Source organism: Rugosimonospora acidiphila (genome assembly GCF_039543385.1).
Lineage (GTDB): Bacteria > Actinomycetota > Actinomycetes > Mycobacteriales > Micromonosporaceae > Rugosimonospora > Rugosimonospora acidiphila.
The window spans coordinates 381,562-398,092 of sequence record NZ_BAABJQ010000006.1 but is presented as its reverse complement, the minus strand read 5'-3'; the positions used below and the strand labels follow the sequence as shown (position 1 = coordinate 398,092).

The following is a 16,531-nucleotide window of genomic DNA, read 5'->3' as shown; positions in this document are numbered from 1 at the left end:
AAGTCTTCGCCCCCGACCGGCAACCGGGGTGAAACGGGCGCTCGCTAGCATGGACCGGTGCTGATCGAACCACGCGAATCCACCGATCCGATTGCCCGCCAGTTGATCCTTGAGCAGCAGGCCGAGGTTGCCGTGCTCCAGGGGGCCGGGCACGTCGAGTACCGGTTGCGCGCGGACATCGAGTTCATGCTCGGGCTGATCGATGGCCATCCGGTCGGCTGCGGCGCGCTGCAGCCGATCACTGCCGGTATCGGTGAGGTGCGGCGGGTGTATGTCCGCCCGGCGTACCGCGGCCAGGGGCTGTCCAAGCTCATCCTGGCTGCGCTGGAGGAGCGCGCCTTCGAGCGGGGCTACCACACCCTGCGGCTGGAGGCGGGTCGCATGATGAACCGGGCGATCGGCCTCTACCGTGCCGCGGGGTTCGCGGCGATCCCCGCCTACGGTGAGTACGCCGGCAACCCGCAGAGCGTCTGCTTCGAGAAGTCGCTGGTCGCCGCCCTGGCCTGACCCGCCCCGCCGGCGGATCGCCGGCGGGGCGAGGTCGGTCAGAGCCGGCCTGGTGCCTGCCTAGTGCGAGGCGGGCACCGGATCTTCGACCGGCTCGGGGCTGGCGCCGGGGCCGGCGGCGCGCCGGTGCCTGACCAGCGTCACCGATACCGCGGCCACCCCCATCACGATGATCGGCAGCCACAGCGTGACCCGCATCGCGTTGGTGAAACCGGTGTCGAACACGGTCTTGCCGATCGCGTCGAGCGCGTGAGCGGCGCTGGCGGGTACCCCGGCCGGCAGTTTGATCGCGTTCTGACCCGCGCCGACGTCCAGGCTGCCGGCCGCGTCCTTGAAGCCGTTGATGAACGACTCGCGGTACTGCGCCGGCAGCTTGCCGGCGTTCTCGGTGGCGGCGGTGCCCAGCTTGCTGGACAGCTGGGCCTGCAGCAGCGCGCCGACCGCCGCCGAACCGACCACGCCGCCCAGCTGGCGGGTGGTGTTGATGAGCCCGGACGCCGCGCCGGCCATCCGCGGTTCGATGTTGCGCATGGCGATGGTCTGTAGCGGCGCGAAGGTCATGCCCAGCCCGAAGCCGGCCACGATCAGGCCGGGCAGCAGGTGCCACCGGGACACGCCCAGCTGCGACGAGGAGAGCAGGATGGCCATGCCACCGGCGAAGAGCGCCACCCCCAGCGACAGGATCCACTTGCCGCCGATCTTGTCGGCGTACCGGCCGGCCAGCGGCGCGATGAACATCGAGATCACCGACATCGGCGCGGTGGTGAGACCGGCCTGCAGGGCGGTCAGGCCGAGCACCGACTGCAGGAAGATGGTCAGCGGCAGGAACAGCCCGAGCATGCCGAAGCTGATCGCGGACACCACGCCGTTCATGATGGAGAAGTTGCGGTCCTTGAAGATGGAGAACGGCACCAGCGGCTCGCCGTGGCGCTCCGCCCACTGCAGGTAAATGAAGGCCGCGAGCATGACCACTCCGACGGCGACGATTTCCACGATCGTGATGGGCCCCCAGACCTTGCCCCAGTCGTGCGACTGGCCCTCGATCAGCCCGTACACGATGAGGAACAGCGCGGCCGTGGACAGCAGCACGCCCGAGACGTCGAGCCGGTGCCGGCGGTTGAGCTTGAGGTTGGGCATCACGATGCCGGCCATCACCAGGGCGATGATGCCGATCGGAACGTTGACGTAGAAGATCCAGCGCCACCCGTAATCGGTCACCAGCCAGCCGCCCAGTACGGGTCCGGCGACCGTGGCCACGCCGGCCACCGAGCCCCAGACGCCGAAGGCGGCGCCGCGCCTTTCGGGCGGAAAGATCATCGTTATCACGGAGAGGGTCTGTGGGGTGAGCAGGGCACCGCCGAGGCCCTGGATTACCCGGAAGACGATGAGCTGGGTGGGGCTGTGGGCGAACCCGCACGCCGCCGATGCCGCCGTGAAGATCACTAGGCCGGACATGAACAGCAGCTTGGGCCCGTACAGGTCGCCGATGCGCCCGGCCGTGATCAGCAGGACGGCGTACACCAGGATGTAGGCGTTGAGGATCCACAGCAGGTCGGACAGTTGGGCGTTGAGCCCGGTCGCCAGGGCGGGGATGGCGACGTTCACGATCGTGGTGTCCAGCAGGATCATGAAGAATCCCAGGCACAGTGCGATCAGCACCAGCCAGGGGTTGTACCGGCGCTCGACCTCGGCCGGTGCGGTCATGTCAACTCCTCAGTCTCGTCGGTCCAGGGCAGCGCGCCGGACCGGATATCGCTGATCAGTTGCCGTACCCAGGCCAGCTCGGCTCGGCGCGTCGATTGGCGGAGCTCGACGTCGAGCATGGCCATCCTGGACAGGCCCCGCTTGGTCAGGCTGGTGATCACCTGTTCGTCGGCGGCCAGCCGCGCCTCCAGCGCGGTGGTGCGGTGCTCCAGCAGCCGCTCGGCCTCATCGCGGTCCAGAGTGCGGATCATCTCCGCGGCGGCGGCGAAGACCGGATACTCCTCCTCGGGGTAGCGCACCAGGTCACGCAGGTTGTCGAGGTACTCGTCCCGACCAGCCTCGGTGATGGCGTAGATCGTCCGTTCGGGCCGGCGCCCCTCGCGACCGGTCTCCACCGGCTCGACGAAGCCGAGCCGGTGGAGACGCTCGAAGGTGTGGTAGAGCGACCCGGCCCGCACCTTGATCGCATAGTCGATCGCACGATCCCGGATGACCTGGTGGATCTCATAGGGGTGCATGGGGCGCTCGCGCAGGAGCCGCAGGGCCACCAGTGCGAGTGGGGTTAATGTCCGGTGTGGCTTAGACCTCATCATATACTCCACGCGGAGTATATGACCCGGGGTCGCGACCCTCAACTCGTGAGCAGGCCCAGGGCCTCCGTGGTTCGGCGCACCGTCGCCGAAGCCCGGTCGCGGGCGCGGCTCGCACCCTCGCGAAGCACGGCGTCGACCTGCGCCGGATCGGCGGTCAGCTCGGCATAGCGCCGCTGGATCGGCCGCACGGTCTCGATCACCGCGTCGGCGACCGCACCCTTCAACTCCGCGTACGACGAGAACTGGTCGGCCAGCGCCTGCGGCGAGCCATCGGTGAGGCTGGCGAGGAGGTCCAGCAGGTTGGCCACGCCGGGCCGAGCCGCTCGGTCGTAGCTCACCTCGCGGCCGGCATCCGTGGTCGCACGCATAACCTTCCGTCGCAACGCCTCCGGTGGATCGAGCAGGAACAGCACGCCAGCGCCGGACGACCCCGTCTTCCCCATCTTCGCGCTGGGGTCCGACAGATCCATCAACCGTGCGGCGAATACCTGATGGACCATCTTGGGAACCACGAAGGTATGCCCATATTTCGCGTTGAACCGGGTGGCCACGTCCCTGGTCAGCTCAAGGTGCTGCGACTGGTCGTCGCCGACCGGCACCTCGTCGATGTCGTGCAGCAGGATGTCCGAGGCCATCAGGACCGGGTAGCTGAGCAGCGACAGCCGGACCTGCTGCTGGGCCTTCGCCTTCTCCTTGAACTGGATCATGCGGTGCGCCTCGCCGTACGTGGCCGCGCACTCCAGCAGGTAGTGCAGTTGAACGTGCTCGGGCACCTGCGACTGGACGAACAGCGTGCAGTGCGCCGGGTCGAGGCCGGCCGCCAATAGCAGTGTGGCTACCTCCCGGGTCAGGCCGGAGAGTTGCCCGGGGTCGTGGTCGACGGTCAGCGCGTGCAGATCGGCGACGAAGACCAACAGGTCGGTCTGGTGCTGGGCCCGCACGGCGGGCGCGATCGCACCCAGGTAGTTGCCGAGTTGGAGGTGGCCGGTCGGCTTGAGGCCGGTGATCTGACGGGACATGTGGGTGGCTCCTGACTGGGAGGGCCACCACTTCGGGCAAACAACAGCGGCCGCCCGAAGTGGGCGGCCGCGTGTGGCATGGGTACGCGGAGATGGTGGCCGCCCGTCAGGGCGCCCACCAGCCGAGGTTCGGCGTTGTCCGCATGTGGCCAGCGTAGCCGAGATCAATCGCAGACCCGTGCCCAGCCCGCGTCGGTGAGCACCACGTGGTCGAGAAAGCGCAGCCCCACCGCGCCGGCGGCCTGCTCGATCCGGTCGGTCGCCTCGCGGTCGGCCGGGCTCGGTGTGGGATCGCCAGCCGGGTGGTTGTGTGCCAGAGCGAACGCCTGACCATCGCGGCGCAGCACCGAGACGATCACCTCGCGGACCGGCACCAGCGAGCGCTCGGCCGAACCCTCGCTGACCACTTCGCAGTGCAGCACCCGGTTGGCGGTGTCGCAGATGACCACGACGAGGCGCTCCCGGGTGCGCCCGCGCAGCAGCGGCGCGGCCAGGTCCACCAGGTCGAGGGTGCTGGTCACCTGGCGTCGAGCCTCGACGCAGCCGGCCCGGCGGGCCAGCTCGAAGGCGGAGACCAGGGTGGCGGCCTTCGCCCATCCGATGCCGGGCAGCGCGGTCAGGTCGGTCGGGTGGGCTCGGGCCAACGCCGGAATGGAGCCGAAGGTCGCCAGCAGCCGCTCGGCGAGGGCATGCGCTCCGGTGCCGGGTCCGCCGGTGCCCAGCAGCATGGACAGCAGTTCGCGGTCGGCCAGCGCGGTGGGACCGAGCGCGGAGAGGCGCTCGCGGGGTCGTTCGGTGCGGGGGAGGTCGGCGATGAGCATGCGCACACGCTATCGACGGGGTACGACAGCGACGGCGATCGAACGCTACCGGGAGCCGTTCAGCCGCACGGCGAGCACATCGACCGGAAGCGGCGCGCCGTGCGGCACGCTCGGCTGCAGGGTGAGGTACCCGACCTGGCCCTGGACGGTCAGCCGATCCGGTAGCGCGTCATCCACCACGGCCGGCAGGTCCGCGCGCCACAGCACCGCGCCGCTGGGGTCGAACGCCGAGATGTCGTGCCCGGTCGCCGCCACCACGGTGCGTCCGTCCGGCAGGGCGGCCAGCCGTGCCCCGCGCAGCTCACTGTGCCAGACCGGCCTGCCGGTGGGCAGCGCGTACGCGGTCAGCACGTCGGCGGCCACCAGCAGCAGGTCGCCGCAGACCTCGATGCCGGCCACCGGCATGGGCGACGTGTACTGCCAGGCGAGGCCGCCGTCGCCGGTGCGGCGGACCTGGATCGAACCGGCGTTGCGCAGCGCCACCAGGCTCCCGCCGAGCCTCACCTCGCCGCGCTGCCACGCGGCGTCGGGCGGCGGTGGCGGGCCGCTGGGCGGTGGCCCACCGGGCGCGAACCCGGGCGGCGGGCCGAGCGGCGGTCCGTCTCCCGGTGGCGGTGGCGGCGGCATCTGCTGGTACTGCATCGCCGGCAGTTCGTAGGACAGTGACCATCGCCGGCCGCCGGTGCCCGCGTCGTAGACGGCGGCCCGGACCGTCGAACCGGACCGGTCCGCCGCGGCCAGCAGGGGCGCCGAGGCGGCCAGCGCCGCCGTCGAGGGCTGCCCCGATCGCTCCGGCGACCCGGACGGTGCGCGCCACAGCCGGCGCAGGGCCCGGTCGAGCGCGACGGTGGTGCCGCTCAGATCCAGGAAGGCGCGGTCGGGCAGCAGCGCCACCTGCCGGAGCGCGACCCGGTTCGGGTCGACTCCCCGTACGGCGGCCTCGGCGCCGGCCACGTCGGCGTAGGACCGCTGCGCACCGGTGGCGCCGTCCAGCAGCCAGACTCGGCGCGCGTCGCTGACCAGTACCGCGTCGCCCCACAGCCGGACGTCGAACGGCCCCCCGGTCAGCGTCCTGGTCCACCGCTGGTGGCCGCCCGCCTCCATCGCGATCACCCGCGCGCCTACCGAGGTGACCGTCCAGCCGGACGGATCCACCGCTATCCGTTCGCTCGGCGCCGAGGAGCCCGGCTCACCGGTCACCGTGGTGGCGCCGGAGGCCGCCTGCCACAACACGGAGCCGGGCCGCAGCGCGCCGGCGGAGGCCGGCGGCGTCCGGCCGAGGAGCCCGTGGACGAGCGCGGCCCCCCCGCCGACGACGGCCGCCACGCCAAATGCGCTGCCCAGGGCGATCACCTGGCGGCGGGGCAGCCGGAGCGTCGTCGGCTCCGGGGCCAGCGACACGGCCGGCGCCCCGGCGTGGCGGTACCAGCCGGGTCTGGCCGGGCGGACCTCCGGTGTCGAGGACAGCAGTTGGGTCAGCTCGGCGGCGGTGGGCCGCTCCCGGGCCCGGCGGCTGACGCACCGGGTGACGACCCGCCGCACCGGCTGCGGGATCGTGGAGAGGTCGAAGCGCCCGGCGGTCATCTTGAGGACCTGCTCGTAGACGCTGTCGCCGTCGGCCAGCCGCCGGCCGGTGGCGGCGAACGCCAGGGTGGCGCCTAGCGAGAAGACGTCGGCGGGCGCGGCGGCCTCCGCGCCGCGCAGGCGCTCCGGCGCCATGTAGGCCGGGGTGCCGACCAGGCTCGTGGTCAGCCGGGTGGAGTCCGGGGTCTGCGCGATGCCGAAGTCGATGATGTGCGGGCCGGCGTCGTCGAGCAGCACGTTGCCCGGTTTGAGGTCGCGATGCACCAGTCCGGCGCCGTGGATCGAGCCGAGCGCCTCGGCGAGCCCGGCGGCCAGGGTGAGCACCGCCTCGGGCGCGAGCGGACCGTGCTCGGCGACCCACTGCTCCAGGCTCGGTCCGTCGATGTAGGTGGTGGCCAGCCAGGGCGACTCGGCGTCGGGATCGGCGTCCACCACGGCGGCGGTGAACAGCGGACTGACCGCGCGGACCGCGGCGACCTCGCGCGCGAACCTGCGCCGGAACACCGGGTTGTCGGCCAGCTCATGGCGGATCACCTTGATGGCCAGCCGGCGCCCGGTGGCGGACTGGGCCAGGTAGACCCGCCCCATCCCGCCGCTGCCCAACACACCGAGCAGCCGGTACGACGAGATGGTCGTGGGGTCGGCGACGCCAAGTGGCTTCATGGCTACTTCCGCTAATGCCGGGGCGGTCTCCTGCATGGTAACGACGGCCCCGGCTCGGTAGATCGCGACAACGTGTCGGCTTTCCTGCCTTGTCGGACACCCGATCTATCCGCACGGTGCGCGGTCGCGGTGCTCGCGTCGGGTACCGGTCGGTCATCGGCGGGTTGCGGACGGGGTCGCGCATACCAAGATCGGTGGCAGTATGGTCGGCATGCCGAGCTTGACCAGGATCGAAGCGTCGCAGCGAGCGCGGATGCTGCGCGTCGACTCATATGACGTGGATCTCGACCTGACCCTTGGCGACGAGGTCTTCGGCTCGATCTCCAGGATTCGGTTCTCCGCGCAGTCGCCCGGCCCCAGCTTTCTCGACGTCAAGCCGCGGACGCTGCGCTCCGCCACCCTCAACGGCGTGCCGCTGGACGTGGCCGGGCTCGCCGACGGCCGGCTGCCGCTGCCCGACCTGGCCGCCGACAACGAGTTGGTGGTCGAGGCGACGATGGCGTACACGAAGACCGGCACCGGGCTGCACCGGTTCATCGACCCGGCCGACGGCGAACTGTACATCTACGCGTGGATGTTCCTCGACGACGCGTGCACCGTGTTCGCCTGCTTCGATCAGCCCGACCTCAAGGCATCGCTGACCCTGAACGTCACGGTGGATCCACAGTGGACTGTTGTGGCCAACGGTGCCCTGCGCGCGCGCGAACCGGGCCGGTGGCAGTTCGCGCCGACCGCCCCGATGTCCACCTACCTCGTCGGGCTGGCCGCCGGGCCGTACCACGAGGTGCGTGGCGCCGAGCACGACGGCATCCCGATGAGCCTGTACGCGCGGCGCAGCCTCGCCGAGTACCTGGAGCGGGACGCGCCCGAGATCTTCGAGATCACCCGTTCCTGCCTGGACTGGTACCACGAGCACTTCGGCATCCGGTACCCGTTCGGCAAGTACGACCAGGTGTTCGTTCCGGAGTTCACGATGGGCGCCATGGAGAACCCGGGCGTGGTGACGTTCCGCGACGAGTTCATCTTCCGCTCCGCCGCCACCGAGACCGAGCTTGAGTCCCGGGCGGTCGTGATCGCGCACGAGATGGCGCACATGTGGTTCGGTGACCTGGTCACCCTGCGCTGGTGGGACGACGTGTGGCTCAACGAGTCGTTCGCCGAGTACATGGGCCACCGGGTGGCCGCCGAGGCGACCCGGTACCGCGAGGCGTGGGCGAGCTTCGCCAGTGGGCGCAAGGCCTGGGGGTACGCGACGGACCAGCGCCCGTCGACCCACCCCGTGGTCGGCGACGTGCCGGACGTCGAGTCGGCCCCGCTGATGTTCGACGGAATCTGCTACGCCAAGGGCGCCTCGGTGCTGCGCCAGCTCGTGGCGTGGCTGGGCGACGAGGTGTTCCTGGCCGGCCTGCGCGACTACTTCGCGCGCCACCGCCACGGCAACGCCACGCTCGCCGACCTGCTCGACGCGCTGGGTCGGGCCGGTGACCGGGACCTGTCCGGCTGGGCGCGGCTCTGGCTGCAGACCACCGGGGTCAACACGGTCAGCCTGGACGGCGGCGTGATAGTCCAGGACGGCGACCCGCCCCGGCCGCACCGGCTCGGCATCGGGCGCTACGACGCGTCCGGCTCGCTGCTGGAGCGGGTCGAGGTGGACCTCGACGCCCGGCGTACCCCGATCGAGCTGGCGCCGGCGGAGCTGGTGCTGCCCAACGACGGCGACCTGAGCTTCGTCAAGGTCCGGCTCGCCGACTGGCGGCCGCTGCTCGGGCTGCTGCCCAGGATCACCGACTCGCTGACCCGGGCCCTGCTGTGGCACGCGGCGTGGGAAGCGGTTCGCGACGCCGTGCTGCCGGCCGGGTTCTACCTGGAGTTGGCCGCCGCCGGGCTGCCCACCGAGACGCGGGTACCGGTCATCGACGACGTGCTCGACAACGCGTGGACCGCGGCCACCCGGTACCTGCCGGAGGGGCGGCGCGTCGAGGCGCTGGCCGGCATGCGCGACGTGTGCCTGTCCCTGCTGGCCGGCGAGCCCGAGCGCCGGCTGTCCTTCGCACGGGGCGCGGCCCGGTTCGCGCCGCCTGGGGACGCCTCGGCGGCCGAGCAGCTGCGCGGCTGGCTGGCCGAGGAACGCACCGACTTCGGGGTGCGGGTCGATCCGGAGCTGCGCTGGCTGCTGCTGTACCGGCTGGCCGCGCTCGGCGAGCTGGGGCCGGCGCAGATCGACGCGGAGTACGACCGCGACCGCAGCGGCACCGGCGCGGAGCAGGCGGCCCGCTGCCGGGCGGCCCGCCCGGACCCGGCGGCGAAGGCCGCGGCCTGGCAGGCGATAGTCCGCGACGAGCAGCTGTCCCAGCGGATGCTGTTCGCCATCGCGGACGGGATCTGGCAGCCCGGTCAGGAGTCGCTGGCCGAGCCCTACGTCGACCGCTACGCCGGCCAGATGCCCGAAATGGCGACCCGGCGCAGCCCCCAGGTGGTCAGCAAGCTAGCCGGTTCGGCGTACCCCCGGTATGTTGTGGCACCGGCCACACTGGACACTATGCGACGGCTGCTCGCCCGCGACGACCTGACCCCGACGCTGCGGCGGGCGGTGGTCGACGCCACCGACGAGCTGGTCCGCTCGCTGGCGGCTCGCGAGCCGGGTCGGTAAGGCGGCGTCAGCCGGGCAGGAGTAGATCGACAGTCGCGATTCTGGGGCAACGGATCGCGGCCGAGGAGGTGCTTCGTGATCTTCGATCTGGCCGAGACCATGTCGGTGGACGAACGCGGCGCGCTACAGACCCGGCGACTACGCGCGTTGGTCGACCGGTTGCTGGCGGCCCGGGGCCCGCAGGCCGCGACGCTGCGCGCGGCGGGCGTCGAGCGCGGCGACCGGCTGACCCTCGATGACCTGCCCGGCCTGCCCACGCTGAGCAAGCCGGACCTGTGGCAGGCCTACCCGTTCGGCATGCTCGCCGTGCCGCTGGAGGACTGCGCCGCGGTGCACGGATCCTCGGGCACCAGCGGCCGGCCGACCCTGGTCCCGTACACCTCGAACGACCTCGACCTGTGGGCCCACGTGATGGCGCGCGGCCTGGCCGCCGCCGGCGCGACCCGGGGCTCGATCATCCACAACGCGTACGGGTACGGGCTGTTCACCGGCGGCCTCGGCGTGCACCACGGCGCCCGCGCGCTGGGTGCCACGGTGATCCCGATGTCCAGCGGCAACACCGCCCGGCAGCTGCGGCTGATCCAGGACGTGCACCCGGACGTGCTGACCTGCACCCCGTCGTACGCCATCTACCTCGCCGAGGCGGCCCGCGCCGAGGGGATCGACCCGACCGGCCTGGGACTGCGCGTCGGGGTGCACGGTGCGGAGCCGTGGACCGACGCCATGCGCGAGCAGATCGAGCTGCTGCTGGGCATCCGGGCGCTGGACATCTACGGGCTGTCCGAGGTGATCGGGCCGGGTGTGGCCTGCGAGAGCCTGGACTCCGGCGGCTGGCTGCACGTACAGGAGGACCACTTCTTCGTCGAGGCGCTCGATCCGCTGTCCGGCCGGCCGGTACCGGACGGTGAGCTGGGGGAGCTGACCTTCACCACGCTCACCAAGGAGGCGTTCCCGCTGCTGCGGTACCGGACCGGTGACCTGGCGCGGCTGTCGCGCAAGCCGTCGCCGGACGGCCGGACCACGGTGAAGATGAGCAAGGTGGTCGGCCGCTCCGACGACATGCTGGTGGTCCGCGGGATCAACGTGTACCCGAGCGAGGTGGAGGCGGTGGTGCTCGCCGACGCGGCGATCGGGCCGCAGTACGCGATAGTGGTCGACGCCCGCGGGGCGCTGCTCCGGCTGCTCGTGTGCGCCGAGCCGTCGTCGGCCGACATCGACGGCCTGGAGGTCGGGGCCCGGCTGCGCGACTCGCTGGCCCGCCGGCTCGGTCTCGGCTGCGACGTCCGGATCGTCGAGCCGGGTGCCCTGCCGCGTACCGAGGTCGGCAAGGCGCGCCGGGTGATCCGGTGGCAGGCCGGCCCGGCGCCGCTGCCCGGCCTGGAGTGACGGTCGTTGGTGCGGCCGGCCTGGACGGCGCTGTTTGGTGCGGCCGGCCCGCACGGCGCGGGCCGGCCGCCGGCTCAGCTCACGCCAGTGAGGGATTTCACCACATTGATGCCGAAGTAGATCACGAAGACGATGGTCACGCCCCACATCAGCGGGTGGATCTCGCGACCCTTGCCCCGTACCAGGCGGATCGCCACCCAGCTGATGAACCCGGCGCCGATCCCGTCGGTGATCGAGTACGTGAACGGCATCAGCACCATCGTGAGGAACGCTGGGATCGCCACCCCGAGATCGCTGAAGTCGATGTCGCGCACCTGACGGATCATCAGCGCGCCCACGATGACCAGCGCCGGTCCGGCCGCCTCGCTGGGCACCAACTGCACCAGCGGGGTCAGCAAGAGTGCCGCCAGGAACAGCACGCCGGTGACCACGCTGGTCAGGCCGGTGCGGCCGCCGTCGGCGATGCCCGAGGAGGACTCGACGTACGTGGTCGCCGACGACGCGCTCGCGCCGCCGCCGGCCGCCGCCGCGATGCCGTCGACGAACAGCACCCGACCCAGCCGCGGGATGTCCCCCTTCGGCGTGGCCAGCCCGGCCTGCCGGGCCAGTCCGACCGTGGTGCCCATCACGTCGAAGAAGTCGGAGAGCACGAGGGTGAAGACGAGCAGGATCGCGGTCAGCACGCCGACGCTGGCGAAGGCGCCGAACGACACGTGCCCGACCAGGTGCAGGTCCGGGGCCTGAAACAGCGGGTGCGGCAGGGTGGGCACGGACAGCTGCCAACCGGTCGGGTTCGGCTTGCCGTTCACGACCGAGGGGCCCGGCTTGGCCAGCGCGTTGACGATGGCCGCGAACACCGTGGTGCCGATGATGCCGATCAGCATGCCGCCGCGTACCTTGCGGGCCACCAGCACGCCGGTCAGCAGCAGGCCGACCACGAACACCAGGCTGGTCCAGCCGTGCAGGGTCCCGTCGGAGCCCAACTGCACCGGAACCGTGGTGTTGGCCGCGTCCGGTATCCGGCGCACCAGACCGCCGTCCACGAAACCGATCAGCGAGATGAACAGGCCGATGCCGACCGCGATGGCGGCCTTGAGCTCACGGGGAATCGCCTGGAAGACGGCCTGGCGGAAGCCGGTGATCACCAGTACGGCGATGAGCAGACCCTCGATGACGACCAGGCCCATGGCCTCCGGCCAACTCATCCTCGAGGCCACCGAGTACGCGACGAACGCGTTGAGCCCGAGGCCGGTGGCGACCCCGAACGGTACCTTGCCGATCAGTCCCATGAGGATCGTCATCACGGCGGCGACCAGGGCGGTGACCCCGGCTACCGGGGCTATGCCGAGCAGATGTCCGCCCTTGTCGGGGGCGGTACCGATGATCAATGGATTGAGTACCACGATGTAGGCCATCGTGGCGAACGTGGTCAGGCCGGCGAGGATTTCGCGCCGGACCGTCGAGCCCCTCCGACTGATCTCGAAGAACCGGTCGAAGGCGTTGCGGGGTGGTGTTGCGTCCTGCGTCTGCGATGGCTGGGGCGGGGGGGTCACGGTCGTCACGCTCATGGCGCCGTTGGCTCCTCTTTCCGGGTTGGCCGCCGGCGATGACCGACGGCTAAGCGGCAGCCGCTCCGATTCGGTTAGCCCGGAAAACGTCGGAACGGTGAAGGGGTAGGACAGCGGGAAATACGGCGGAGCCACCCGGTCCGGGCTGGCTCCTGCGCCAACCTTACCGGCGGCTGCCGCATACGGCGAGGTCCGGCTATGTCTGGCAGCCTCACAGATCGATACCTACCCATCCGTAGCGGTATTCGCGGTCCGTACTCCCGGTCCGTATTCGCGGCCCGGATTCATGCCCTCGTCCACCCCGATCGGGCCCGCCGGGTTTCCCGCTCACCACCGAGCAGTCGATCATGCGGGTAGCATCGGGACGATGGAGGCTCGTACACGCCGGATCGGGATCATGGGTGGGACCTTCGATCCGATTCACCACGGTCACCTCGTCGCGGCCAGCGAGGTGGCCATGCGCTTCGATCTCGACGAGGTCGTGTTCGTGCCCACCGGAGAGCCCTGGCAGAAGGCGGACGACAAGGTCAGCCCCGCCGAGGACCGGTACCTGATGACGGTGATCGCCACCGCGTCGAACCCGCGCTTCACGGTGAGCCGGGTCGACATCGACCGGGGCGGGCCGACGTACACCATCGACACCCTCCGGGACCTGCGGACGCTGTACGGCTCGGCGGCCCAGTTGTTCTTCATCACCGGCGCCGACGCCCTGGACAAGATCTTGTCCTGGAAGGAAGTGGACGAGATCTTCGAACTCGCCCACTTCGTGGGGGTGACCCGGCCCGGGTTCGACCTGTCCGATGATCACGTGCCGGACCACGAGATCAGTCTGATCCAGGTGCCGGCCATGGCCATCTCCTCCACGGACTGCCGTGAGCGGGTCGCCGCCGGCCAACCGGTGTGGTACCTGGTACCCGACGGGGTGGTGCAATATATCGCAAAGCGCCACTTGTACCTCTAATTGCCGTTCGCCCCACTCGGTCGTGGCTGGACGGCGACCTCGCCGCCGTTTGTGAGAGGCTGGTAGCTGGCGACCGGCCTGGGTCGCGGCGCGCCGAGCGCGCCGAGCCAGACCGGTCGAAGCGGCAAAACCGAGAGGAGCCAGGTGCCCGCAACCGAGCGCGCCATCGAGCTTGCGCTGGCCGCCGCCCAGGCGGCCGCCGACAAGAAGGCCAACGACATCGTCATCATCGACGTAGCCGACCAACTGGTGATCACAGATGTGTTCCTGGTCGCCTCCGCCCCCAACGAACGCCAGGTCCAGGCCATCGTGGATGCCATCGAGGAGGCGTTGCTCGAACTGCCGGAGAAGGCCAAGCCGGTGCGCCGCGAGGGCGAACGCGCGGGCCGTTGGGTGCTGCTGGACTACGTCGATCTTGTGGTCCACGTCCAGCACAGCGAGGAGCGCGAGTTCTACGCGCTGGATCGGCTGTGGAAGGACTGCCCGACCATCCCGTTCGTCGATCGAGACCTGGTCTCGGCTGACCGCGATGGTTCCTTCGAGGCGTCATGACCGCCACCCGGCTGATCGTGCTCCGGCACGGCCAGACCGTGTGGAACGTCGACAACCGGATCCAGGGGCAGCTCGACATCGAGCTCAACCCGGTCGGGCTGGCGCAGGCCGAGGCCGTCGCTTCCCGGCTCGCCGAGCTGAAACCCGACGCGATCGTGAGCAGCGACCTGCGCCGGGCCGCCGACACGGCGGCCGCCCTGGCGGCGGCCACCGGCCTGACCGTCCAGTACGACCAGCGGCTGCGTGAGCGCTGTTTCGGTGACTGGCAGGGCCTGACCAACGCCGAGGCCGCCGAGCGCTACCCGCAGGAGTACGCCCGCTGGCGGGCCGGCCAGGCGATCGACGGCTGCGGGGTGGAGGAGGTCGACGACCTCGGCAAACGGGCGTCCGGCGCGATGCGGGAGGCCGCCGAGCTGGCCCCGGGCGGCACGGTGGTGGCGGTCGGCCATGGCGGCAGCGCCAAGTACGGCATGGTGGCCCTGCTCGGCTGGCCGAGCACGGTGCTGGGCGGGATCGGCGCGCTGAGCAACTGCCACTGGATCGACCTGCGTGCGTATCCGGTCCCGGGCTGGCAACTGCGCGGATACAACCTGCCGTAGTTATCCGCGCACGGGAACCGGGCGGGCCGGGGTAACGTCCCATGGAAATGGGTACGCGTCGACTTGTCGTCTTGTGCGCCGGCCTGGTGACGGCCGGCCTGGTCGCGTCCGGTGGGCTGGCCGGCTGCTCGGCCGACCAGGCAGGGTCGGGCACGACCGTGGGGGTCACCGGCTCCGCGTCCGCCGAACCGTCCATCCAGCCCATGCCGCTGCCGTCCCCGGTGGGTACGCCGTCGGCCAGCCTTCCGCCGTCGGACCTCACGCCCGCCAGCCCCGGGCCGTCGGACCTCACGACCTCCGCGCCGGCCATCTCGGTGCCCACCAGGCCGGCCCCGACGATGGCGGACCAGACGCTGACCGGGCAGGTCGAGGAGGGCGTCGAGCGGGGCTGCTTGATCTTGCGCGACTCCACGGGCGTGTACCAGCTGCTGGGCGGTGACCCGACGGTCGTGTACGCGGGTGCCGACGTCTCGGTCACCGGTCACGTGATCACTGGCGTGATGAGCTACTGCATGCAGGGACGTCCGTTCCAGATCACCGAGGCGCACCGCAGCTGACCTGGGCGTGCGTGGCCCCGCCACGCGGACGTCCGTCCGGCGTGACCCGCGCCCGTCCGGCGTGACCCGCGCCCGGTGGCCGATGGTCCGGTCGCCGGTGATCCGACGGTCGCCGGTGGTCGGACGGTCGGCGGTGGTCGGACGGTCGGCGGCGGCTTGTCGAGCGCCTCCGAGGCGGGTTGTCGGGTAGTTGGCGGTGGGTCATCGGGCACTTACCCGTGGGTCGCTGGGTGCTTGGTGGTGGGGTGCTGGGCGCCTGGCGGCGGGTGATCGGGCGGGCGGCGACCGTCGCGGCGGTCCCGGTCCGGATCGGATACCGTGCCGGCATGTCCATTGCCGTCGTGACCGACTCGACCGCCTGCCTGCCGGCGGAGCTGGTCGCGCGCGACGGGCTGACCGTGGTGCCGCTGATCGTGGCGATCGGCGGGATGCAGGGGCGTGAGGGGATCGACGTGTCCTCGGCTGACGTCGCGCGGGCGCTGACCGCCCGACGGCTGGCGGTGACCACGTCGCGTCCGTCGCCGGCCGAGCTTGCCGAGGTGTACCAGGGGCTGCTGGCCGGCGGGGCGACCGGGATCGTTTCGGTGCACCTGTCGGCCAAGCTGTCCGGCACCTACGACGCGGCGGTGCTCGCCGCCGCCAGCCACCCGGGCAGGGTCGAGGTGGTGGACTCCCGGAGCACCGGGATGGGCCTGGGCTTTCCCGCGCTGCACGCACGCGGCGACGACCCGGTGGAGGCCCGGGACGCGGCGCTCGCCGCGGTCGGCCGGACCACCACGTTGTTCTATGTGGACACGCTGGAATATCTGCGTCGAGGCGGGCGGATCGGCCCCGCCTCCGCCCTGCTGGGCACGGCGCTGTCGGTCAAGCCGATCCTGCACATGGTCGACGGCGAGATCGTGGTGCGGGACAAGGTGCGCACCGCGACCAGGGCGATGGGTCGGCTCGTCGACCTCGCGGCGGAGGCGGCCGGTCTGTCCGATGTGGACATTGCCGTGCACCACCTGGCGGCGCCCGAGCGGGCCGCGGAGCTGCTGGCGGCGCTCACCGATCGGCTGGGCACCCGCATCCGGACCCGCTACCAGACGGAGATAGGCGCGGCGATCGGCGCGCACGTCGGGCCCGGCACGGTGTCGGTGGTCGTGCATACCAGATCGACCGTCTGATCGATCCGGCGTCCACAACCACCCTCGCCATCCACAGATCATGATGTGGCCTGGGCGTCACCGGGGGCGATCGGCCTAGCGTTCCGGCCGTGCGCAGAGGCGATCGGAAGCGGGACGAGGACGAGATTCGGCGCCGGTTCGACGCGGTGTGGCCGACCACGCCGCCGCGGAATCCGGCTGCCGTCGACGGCTGGCGGCGGC

Annotated in this window: 14 protein-coding genes; 8 read left to right on the top strand and 6 right to left on the bottom strand. The window is 71.3% G+C overall.

What is annotated here, in order from left to right; all coding sequences use genetic code 11:
- Positions 1-57 precede the first annotated feature (57 nt).
- The gene (locus ABEA87_RS13945; protein ID WP_345629528.1) at positions 58-507 is read left to right on the top strand and encodes a GNAT family N-acetyltransferase; all 450 of its coding nucleotides are present in this window, start codon (positions 58-60) and stop codon (positions 505-507) included.
- 60 nt (positions 508-567) lie between these two features.
- On the opposite strand, the gene ABEA87_RS13940 is transcribed toward ABEA87_RS13945, so the two are convergent.
- From ABEA87_RS13940 to ABEA87_RS13920, 5 genes are all read right to left on the bottom strand, one after another.
- Positions 568-2,211 carry a DHA2 family efflux MFS transporter permease subunit gene (locus ABEA87_RS13940; protein WP_345629526.1) on the bottom strand — a complete coding sequence of 548 codons (1,644 nt, stop codon included), beginning with the start codon at positions 2,209-2,211 and terminating at the stop codon, positions 568-570.
- The gene (locus tag ABEA87_RS13935; protein ID WP_345629524.1) at positions 2,208-2,759 is read right to left on the bottom strand and encodes a PadR family transcriptional regulator; all 552 of its coding nucleotides are present in this window, start codon (positions 2,757-2,759) and stop codon (positions 2,208-2,210) included. The genes ABEA87_RS13940 and ABEA87_RS13935 overlap by 4 nt, the downstream gene beginning before the upstream one ends.
- Before the next feature lie 83 nt (positions 2,760-2,842).
- Positions 2,843-3,823: a tryptophan--tRNA ligase gene (gene trpS / locus ABEA87_RS13930; RefSeq protein WP_345629523.1), complete on the bottom strand. Its 981-nt coding sequence runs from the start codon at positions 3,821-3,823 to the stop codon at positions 2,843-2,845.
- Between the two features lie 164 nt (positions 3,824-3,987).
- Positions 3,988-4,644, bottom strand: coding sequence for a JAB domain-containing protein (locus tag ABEA87_RS13925; protein WP_345629521.1), 657 nt, complete (start codon positions 4,642-4,644; stop codon positions 3,988-3,990).
- Positions 4,645-4,689: 45 nt separating this feature from the next.
- Positions 4,690-6,891, bottom strand: a complete 2,202-nt coding sequence (locus ABEA87_RS13920) for a serine/threonine-protein kinase (protein ID WP_345629519.1) — start codon at positions 6,889-6,891, stop codon at positions 4,690-4,692.
- A gap of 211 nt (positions 6,892-7,102) precedes the next feature.
- Between ABEA87_RS13920 and pepN the strand changes: the two genes are divergently transcribed.
- Both pepN and ABEA87_RS13910 read left to right on the top strand, forming a co-directional pair.
- A complete protein-coding gene (pepN, locus tag ABEA87_RS13915; RefSeq protein ID WP_345629518.1) occupies positions 7,103-9,541 on the top strand; it encodes an aminopeptidase N in 2,439 nt (812 codons plus the stop codon).
- A gap of 75 nt (positions 9,542-9,616) precedes the next feature.
- On the top strand, positions 9,617-10,927 hold the full coding sequence (locus tag ABEA87_RS13910) for a phenylacetate--CoA ligase family protein (RefSeq protein WP_345629516.1): 1,311 nt from the start codon (positions 9,617-9,619) through the stop codon (positions 10,925-10,927).
- A gap of 74 nt (positions 10,928-11,001) precedes the next feature.
- Here ABEA87_RS13910 and ABEA87_RS13905 read toward each other — a convergent pair whose 3' ends face one another.
- On the bottom strand, positions 11,002-12,495 hold the full coding sequence (locus tag ABEA87_RS13905) for an NCS2 family permease (protein WP_345629514.1): 1,494 nt from the start codon (positions 12,493-12,495) through the stop codon (positions 11,002-11,004).
- Positions 12,496-12,862: 367 nt separating this feature from the next.
- Here ABEA87_RS13905 and nadD point away from each other — a divergent pair, with 367 nt between their 5' ends.
- The 5 genes from nadD (at position 12,863) to ABEA87_RS13880 (ending at position 16,330) form a co-directional block, all read left to right on the top strand.
- Positions 12,863-13,456: a nicotinate-nucleotide adenylyltransferase gene (nadD, locus tag ABEA87_RS13900; RefSeq protein WP_345629512.1), complete on the top strand. Its 594-nt coding sequence runs from the start codon at positions 12,863-12,865 to the stop codon at positions 13,454-13,456.
- 144 nt (positions 13,457-13,600) lie between these two features.
- Positions 13,601-14,008, top strand: a complete 408-nt coding sequence (rsfS, locus tag ABEA87_RS13895; protein WP_345629510.1) for a ribosome silencing factor — start codon at positions 13,601-13,603, stop codon at positions 14,006-14,008.
- Positions 14,005-14,607, top strand: a complete 603-nt coding sequence (locus ABEA87_RS13890) for a histidine phosphatase family protein (protein WP_345629509.1) — start codon at positions 14,005-14,007, stop codon at positions 14,605-14,607. Before rsfS ends, ABEA87_RS13890 begins: the two co-directional genes overlap by 4 nt.
- 47 nt (positions 14,608-14,654) lie before the next feature.
- On the top strand, positions 14,655-15,164 hold the full coding sequence (locus ABEA87_RS13885; protein WP_345629507.1) for a hypothetical protein: 510 nt from the start codon (positions 14,655-14,657) through the stop codon (positions 15,162-15,164).
- 326 nt (positions 15,165-15,490) lie between these two features.
- Positions 15,491-16,330 (top strand): DegV family protein, encoded by an 840-nt coding sequence (locus ABEA87_RS13880; protein ID WP_345629506.1) that lies wholly within the window; start codon positions 15,491-15,493, stop codon positions 16,328-16,330.
- Positions 16,331-16,531: the final 201 nt, after the last annotated feature.

What these genes read in the sequence shown, in the direction of transcription:
- ABEA87_RS13940 (WP_345629526.1), bottom strand. Translation starts at nt 2,211, where the DNA reads ATGACCGCACCGGCCGAGGTCGAGCGCCGGTACAACCCCTGGCTGGTG.
- trpS (WP_345629523.1), bottom strand. Translation starts at nt 3,823, where the DNA reads ATGTCCCGTCAGATCACCGGCCTCAAGCCGACCGGCCACCTCCAACTC.
- ABEA87_RS13925 (WP_345629521.1), bottom strand. Translation starts at nt 4,644, where the DNA reads ATGCTCATCGCCGACCTCCCCCGCACCGAACGACCCCGCGAGCGCCTC.
- ABEA87_RS13920 (WP_345629519.1), bottom strand. Translation starts at nt 6,891, where the DNA reads ATGAAGCCACTTGGCGTCGCCGACCCCACGACCATCTCGTCGTACCGG.
- pepN (WP_345629518.1), top strand. Translation starts at nt 7,103, where the DNA reads ATGCCGAGCTTGACCAGGATCGAAGCGTCGCAGCGAGCGCGGATGCTG.
- ABEA87_RS13905 (WP_345629514.1), bottom strand. Translation starts at nt 12,495, where the DNA reads ATGAGCGTGACGACCGTGACCCCCCCGCCCCAGCCATCGCAGACGCAG.
- nadD (WP_345629512.1), top strand. Translation starts at nt 12,863, where the DNA reads ATGGAGGCTCGTACACGCCGGATCGGGATCATGGGTGGGACCTTCGAT.
- ABEA87_RS13890 (WP_345629509.1), top strand. Translation starts at nt 14,005, where the DNA reads ATGACCGCCACCCGGCTGATCGTGCTCCGGCACGGCCAGACCGTGTGG.
- ABEA87_RS13885 (WP_345629507.1), top strand. Translation starts at nt 14,655, where the DNA reads ATGGGTACGCGTCGACTTGTCGTCTTGTGCGCCGGCCTGGTGACGGCC.
- ABEA87_RS13880 (WP_345629506.1), top strand. Translation starts at nt 15,491, where the DNA reads ATGTCCATTGCCGTCGTGACCGACTCGACCGCCTGCCTGCCGGCGGAG.